Below are 6898 nucleotides of genomic sequence, written 5' to 3'. Positions count from 1 at the left end.
ACGTGGAAGTATTTCGATTAGGCTACGAATAAGACCTAGACTATGTAAAACCAGACCAATCCGTTGACCTTACGGTGAGGAAACTGGCTAAGGAGAGCAATTATGACAGCAATGTTGTCAGGCGCAGAGATGGTGGTTCAATCTCTGATAGAAGAGCACGTAGAGCAGATCTTTGGCTACCCAGGTGGCTCTGTTTTGGATATCTACGATGCACTGCATGCCAAAACCGATCAAATCAAACACGTACTTGTAAGGCATGAGCAAGCCGCCACTCATATGGCAGATGGTTACGCTCGAGCTACCGGTAAACCGGGTGTCGTACTTGTGTGCTCGGGGCCGGGCGCGACCAATACCATTACTGGTATTGCCACGGCTTATATGGACTCTATCCCAATGATCGTTATCTCGGGTAACGTACCGAATAGCCTAATTGGTAATGATGCTTTCCAAGAGTGTGACATCGTCGGTGTCTCCCGCCCAGTGGTCAAACACAGCTTTTTAGTAAAAAAAGCGGAAGATATTCCTGAAACAATCAAAAAAGCGTTTTATATCGCGACTACAGGTCGACCTGGTCCAGTTGTGATTGATTTGCCAAAAGATGTAATGAACCCGCAAATCAAACTGCCTTATCAATATCCAGAAACGCTTTCAATGCGCTCTTACAAGCCGACAACTTCGGGCCATAAAGGCCAGATTAAAAAAGCGCTTAAATCGCTATTAGAAGCGAAAAAACCAGTGCTTTATATCGGTGGTGGTGCGGTGATTTCTGGCGCCCATGAACATATTTTAGAGCTTTCCGACAAACTGAACCTACCCGTTGTGAGTACTTTGATGGGCTTGGGGGCATTCCCGGGTACACATAAAAACTCACTGGGCATGTTGGGTATGCACGGCACTTACGAAGCTAATATGGCAATGCATGAAGCGGATCTTATTTTTGGTATCGGTGTGCGTTTTGATGACCGTACAACCAACAACCTTGAAAAGTACTGCCCAAACGCAAAAGTGATGCATATTGATATCGATCCGTCATCGATCTCGAAAAACGTGAAAGTGGATTTGCCGATCGTAGGTTCTGCGGAAAAAGTGCTGACAACCATGCTCGGGCTGCTTGCAGAGCAAGGTAGTGGAAATGATCAAGATGCTATCACCGCATGGTGGGACGACATTCAAGTATGGCGTGACCGCAACTGCTTGTCTTATGAAACGTCTCCAGAACGAATCAAGCCACAGCAAGTAATTGAAACGCTGCACAAGCTAACTAATGGTGACGCATATGTGGCGTCTGATGTGGGCCAGCATCAGATGTTTGCGGCGCTGTACTACCCATTCAATAAGCCGCGCCGTTGGATAAACTCTGGTGGTCTTGGCACCATGGGATTTGGTCTTCCGGCTGGCATGGGCGTGAAGTTTGCCATGCCACAAGAAGAGGTCGTGGTTGTGACTGGTGACGGCAGTATTCAGATGAATATTCAAGAATTGTCGACAGCCATGCAATACGACATTCCGGTGAAGATCATCAACCTGAACAACCGATTCTTAGGCATGGTAAAACAGTGGCAAGACATTATTTATCAAGGTCGTCACTCTAATTCTTACATGAGTTCTGTTCCTGACTTTGCAGCGATTGCAGAAGCTTATGGTCACGTCGGTATTCGTATCGAAACGCCTGATCAGCTCGAAGAAGGGCTACAAAAAGCGTTGGATATGAAAGATCGTCTGGTGTTTGTGGACATCAACGTAGACGAAACCGAACACGTATACCCGATGCAAATCAAAGGTGAGGGTATGGATAAAATGTGGCTAAGCAAAACGGAGAGAACTTAATATGAGACACATTATTTCATTGCTATTGGAAAACCAACCGGGTGCGTTGTCTCGTGTTGTTGGTTTGTTCTCTCAACGTGGTTACAACATTGAATCTTTGACGGTATCACCGACTGATGATGAAACCTTGTCGCGAATGAACATTACCACGACATCTGATGAGATGCAGTTGGAACAAATTCAGAAGCAGTTACACAAATTGATCGATGTGCTGAAAGTACAAGAAGTCACCGAGTATGAGCACATTGAGCGTGAACTGATGATGGTGAAAGTGAAAGCCAGTGGTTTTGCGCGAGCAGAAGTGAAGCGGACGGCAGACATCTTCCGTGGCCAGATCGTGGATGTCACGGCTTCCCAATACACCGTACAACTTGCGGGTACGAGTGAAAAGCTAGATGCCTTCATTCAAGCGATATCCGAAGTGACCGAAGTTGTCGAAGTTGCTCGTAGTGGTGTCGTTGGCATTGCGCGAGGAGAGCGAGCCCTCAAACCTTAACTCTCTGATTGCATATAGAAAAGCCACTTAATCTAAGTGGCTTTTTTGTTTAGAAAATAACAATTAATGATATAATTGTCGTTTTAGTAAGCATGATAGGCATTAGACGTGTGAAAGTACCTAAGCGAGTCGGCACCTTATTGGCGACAGCACTATTTTTTAGTGCACTCACTGCCGCTTACTACTATCAGAAATATCTGACGTTGTTAGAAAACAATGTTGAGAACACCGCTCAAGAAGCGTTACATCAATTGGCCTATACTGGCCGTGAATACAGCAATATTCAGGATCAAATCGAAACGATCAGTGACCTACTTGGTCACAGCCAAAGTCTGTATGAATATCTGCGCCAACCTAACCGGGTGAACCGTTCCATCTTAGAAGACATGTGGATCTCGGTCGCAATCAATCAAAAGTTGTATAAGCAAATTCGCTTTCTTGATGTTTCTGGTCGAGAAAAAGTGAGGATTAATTATGAGATTGAAACAGGCGCTGCGTTGCCCGCGATCAAATTGCAAAATAAGTCAGAGCGAGATTACTTTCAATTCGCTAAGAACTTAGACGATGGCGAAATCGCTTCGTGGGGGATAGGTTTAGAACGAGAGTATGGCGAGTTAGTCTATCCCTATAGCCCGTCACTGCGTATTTTGATGCCTATTTCGCTTAACGGAAAGCGCGAAGGGTATCTTGTGCTTAATGTTGATATTGACTATTTATCCTCTCGACTCAACTATTCGTCAGTGCTTGATTTCCATATTGAGCTGATTAAGAGTGACGGATTTTACATTGATAGCCCTAAATCAGCTCGTTTGTATGGCCATATAATTCCCGCTCGCTCTCAATTTAATTTTGGCCGGATGTACCCAAACATTTGGCGTAGTTTAAATTCAAAAGATTCGGGCTATGCTTACAATGGTTCGAATTTGGTCGCGTATCGCACCATCCAGTTTGTTTCTAGCGAACCTCTTCATCTGGTTATTGATCTTACCAATGAGCAGTTATTATCCCGAGCTCAGAGGGATATTGATGACTTAATCCAAGAAGCGTTTTTTGTTCTAAGTTTGGTGCTCGGCTTCACTTTGCCGACGGCAGCCCTTGCTCTGCATTATCGGCGTCATAGTATGGAATCGAAGTTGGCTCGAGCTGCTCTTGATGGTATGACTGCGGTGATGATCTCGGATGCTTCACATAGAATCATCATGGTTAATCAAGAGTTTGAAAACATGATGGGTTACTCAACCAAGCATGCCCAAGGTTGGAGTGCACATCATTTAATTCTCTTACCTGAAGATCTCGAAGCAAACCTGAGTATCTGGAAAACACTGAAGAGTGAACACGTATGGGAAGGGGAGATTCGTTGTCGAACTAAGTTTAATCAAGTCTTTACTGCAATAATGCGTATTCAGGCGAATTTAACCAAATCAGGTAAAGTGAGTTATTACATTACGTCGCTGGTGGATATCTCTGGGCAAAAAGAGTTAGAAGAAAAATTACGAAACCTAAGCGAAAAAGATGGCTTGACGGGGTTGTGGAACCGCCGAAAATTTGAAGAGCAATTGGCGCAATATGCGGGGATTATTGAACGCTATCCTGATAGCCCTCCTGCTTGTTTGGCGTTGTTTGATATTGACCATTTTAAGCGTATTAATGACGAGCTTGGCCACGACGAAGGAGACAAGGTGATTTGTAGTGTCGCAGAAACCCTCCTAGAAGAAGTCCGCAGCACAGATTTTGTATCTCGTGTCGGTGGTGAGGAATTTGCAGTGATTATGCCGCATACAACACTAGAAGAGGCTGAAATTGTATTGAACAGGCTACGTGTCGCGGTTCAAATGCGTAGTGATAGAGGCATTACTGTCAGTGCTGGGTATAGTGATTTAACCTCTGATCGTACAAGAACGTATAAATGTGCTGATATTGCTTTGTATGAGTCAAAAAGTGCAGGGCGTAACTGCGTATCGCTATGTCATAGTTATGATGATATTGCTTAGTGCTTTTACAAAAACGAAAAAACGGGGATAGACCCCCGCTTTTTCAGTCTCAGCGTTATTCGCTAGCCAGTATGCGACATTGGTTATCGATGGCGGCTTCGATACACTGTATTGACTGTCTCAAATAACGCTCTAGATAACCTAAAGCATCCTGACTCTTTTTGTCTAGTGATGCCTTCATCAGTATTTCTTGCTCATCGAGATTACAGTGCCCAGGGTTCCCTGTGCCTAAAATCTGCATCGCGAAGTATTGGTAGCGTTTAATTTGCGTGAGTAGATCGCGGAAAAACCCAAACATATTGACAGAGCCAGCACCTTCAAACAGCGCAGTAAGAAACTGATTTTGGCGCTCTTCCCATTCCCTCCAGCAAAAGCTTTCGCCAGGTTTTACTCGGGATAACTTGTGATAAGCAGTTAGTACATCCAGTTCCCATTTTTCATCGCCAATCATAATTGCCTTACTGAGTAAGCATGCGGAGACCATTTGCAGGCTTTCGTACAAGTCATGTAACTCATCTTTACATACAGGTGCAACCCAGCAGCCTTTTTGCGGCTCGAGTTTGACGTATTTGCTCCAAGATAATTGCACCAATGCTTCTCGAATGGGTGACGCTCCTAAGTTGTACTTCTCTTTGAGTTCGGCAACCACGAGTTTTTGACCTGGTTTAAGCTCGCCATCGAGAATATCCTGACGGATCATTCTTAATACTTTGTCGGTAAGAGTGGGACTAGACACATACACCTCATAGAAGAAACTTTAATCGTGACGATAAAATTAAACAGTACGAAATTCTGATAGAGGTGAATAATACAATTAGCCTATTATGAGAGCAAGAAAGCCATATAAAAAAGGAGGGCATAAGCCCTCCTTCTCAAGAAACTGAAGTGTTAAAAGTTCAGTCTTATAGTACGTGTACAGAAGCTGTGTTCGTAGTACCTGAAGCAACTAGAGCGCCAGAAACCATAACAACGATATCGCCTTTGTTACCTAGACCTGATTCTAGAGCAAGTTCTTTACCCGCTACGTAGAATGCGTCAGTGCTTTCGATTGAATCAACAACTACAGGAGTAACACCTTTAGTTAGAACTAGCTGTGCAGCAGTTTTCTTGTTAGTTGTTAGCGCTAGAATGTTTGCAGTTGGGAAGTACTTACGTACTGAACGTGCAGACTTACCGCCTTCAGTTGCAACAACGATAAGTGGAGCAGCTAGTTTCTCAGCTGTGTCTACTGCGCCTTTACATACTGCTTCAGTGATGCGTAGACGTGGGCTGTCTAGACGAGAACCTAGCTCAGCTTTTAGAGCTGAATCAGTACGGTTCGCGATTTGAGCCATGATAGTTACCGCTTCAACTGGGTACTTACCTTTAGCAGTTTCACCAGAAAGCATTACTGCGTCAGTACCGTCCATTACTGCGTTAGCAACGTCGCCTGCTTCCGCACGAGTAGGACGTGGGTTATTGATCATAGAATCAAGCATTTGAGTTGCAGTGATAACCATCTTACGTGCACGGTTACACTTCTCGATCATCATTTTCTGAGCGAAGATTACTTCTTCAGCTGGGATTTCAACACCTAGGTCACCACGAGCAACCATGATGCCGTCAGAAAGCTCTAGGATCTCGTCGAAGTTATCAACACCTTCTTGGTTTTCGATCTTAGAGATGATGTGGATGTTCTCGCCGCCGTTTGCAGCAAGTACTTCACGGATTTCTTGAACGTCAGAAGCTTTACGGATGAAAGAAGCAGCTACGAAGTCAACGCCTTGCTCACAACCGAATTTAAGGTCGTTCTTATCTTTTTCAGATAGTGCAGGTAGGTTTACAGAAACGCCAGGAAGGTTAACACCTTTGTTTTCGCCTAGAGCACCGTTGTTAAGAACTTTACACTTAACTTCAGTTTCAGAAGTTGCAAGAACTTCCATTTCGATTAGACCGTCGTCTACTAGGATAGTGTTACCAACGTTTAGGTCGTTAGCAAAACCAGCGTAAGTTACTGCAACTTTGTCTTTGTTACCTACAACTGAGATGTCAGTTGTGAAAGTGAATTCTTGACCAGCTACTAGATCAACGTCGTTGCCGTCTTCTAGTTTGATAGTGCGGATTTCTGGACCTTTAGTGTCTAGAAGGATTGCAAGTTGTTTGCCTGTAGCTTCCATTACTTGGCGGAAGTTCGCGATACGAGTGCCGTGCTCTGCGTAGTCACCGTGAGAGAAGTTAAGACGCATAACGTTCATGCCAGCGTTTACTAGTTCAGTTAGCTTCTCTACAGATTCAGTTTTAGGGCCAATCGTACATACGATTTTGGTCTTTTTCATGGAAGATACTCTCCGGTAAGTATAGTTACAATTTGAAAGTCGGTTGTTTACTCTGAAGTTAGGGCGCTTTGATGACATTTAGTGCCTGCCACCCACCGATTTTCCGCCACATTATTGGAACTTCAGATTCTGAAAGTCTTTCACCAAGTTTAGTCATTTTATGACTAAAAGATCGGCGATTATGGTTACCTTTTTGTGACTAATCCCACTTTATATGCAGAAAGTTGCAAAAAAATAACCGTCAATTCTGTAATTTTTTTTCTTTTCGG

The 6898-nt window shown here is 44.0% G+C and carries 5 protein-coding genes; 3 read left to right on the top strand and 2 right to left on the bottom strand.

Going from position 1 to position 6898, the window contains the following annotated elements; genetic code table 11:
- Positions 1–102 precede the first annotated feature (102 nt).
- The 3 genes from R8269_RS17850 to R8269_RS17840 all read left to right on the top strand — a co-directional run bounded on the left by R8269_RS17850 (position 103) and on the right by R8269_RS17840 (position 4314).
- A complete protein-coding gene (locus R8269_RS17850) occupies positions 103–1827 on the top strand; it encodes an acetolactate synthase 3 large subunit (RefSeq protein ID WP_005379695.1) in 1725 nt (574 codons plus the stop codon).
- A gap of 1 nt (position 1828) precedes the next feature.
- Positions 1829–2323, top strand: a complete 495-nt coding sequence (gene ilvN, locus R8269_RS17845) for an acetolactate synthase small subunit (RefSeq protein WP_005379697.1) — start codon at positions 1829–1831, stop codon at positions 2321–2323.
- A gap of 110 nt (positions 2324–2433) precedes the next feature.
- Positions 2434–4314 carry a GGDEF domain-containing protein gene (locus R8269_RS17840; RefSeq protein WP_005379698.1) on the top strand — a complete coding sequence of 627 codons (1881 nt, stop codon included), beginning with the start codon at positions 2434–2436 and terminating at the stop codon, positions 4312–4314.
- A gap of 55 nt (positions 4315–4369) precedes the next feature.
- Here the strand turns inward: R8269_RS17840 and R8269_RS17835 are convergent, their stop codons facing one another.
- The gene (locus R8269_RS17835; protein ID WP_080773736.1) at positions 4370–5056 is read right to left on the bottom strand and encodes a GntR family transcriptional regulator; all 687 of its coding nucleotides are present in this window, start codon (positions 5054–5056) and stop codon (positions 4370–4372) included.
- Positions 5057–5216: 160 nt separating this feature from the next.
- Complete coding sequence (pykF, locus tag R8269_RS17830; protein ID WP_258476720.1) at positions 5217–6629, bottom strand: pyruvate kinase PykF; 1413 nt, start codon at positions 6627–6629, stop codon at positions 5217–5219.
- Positions 6630–6898 lie beyond the last annotated feature (269 nt).

Source organism: Vibrio sp. Vb0667 (assembly GCF_033391095.1).
Note: the sequence above shows the minus strand (reverse complement) of the source record. Positions and strands in the feature narration are given on the sequence as shown.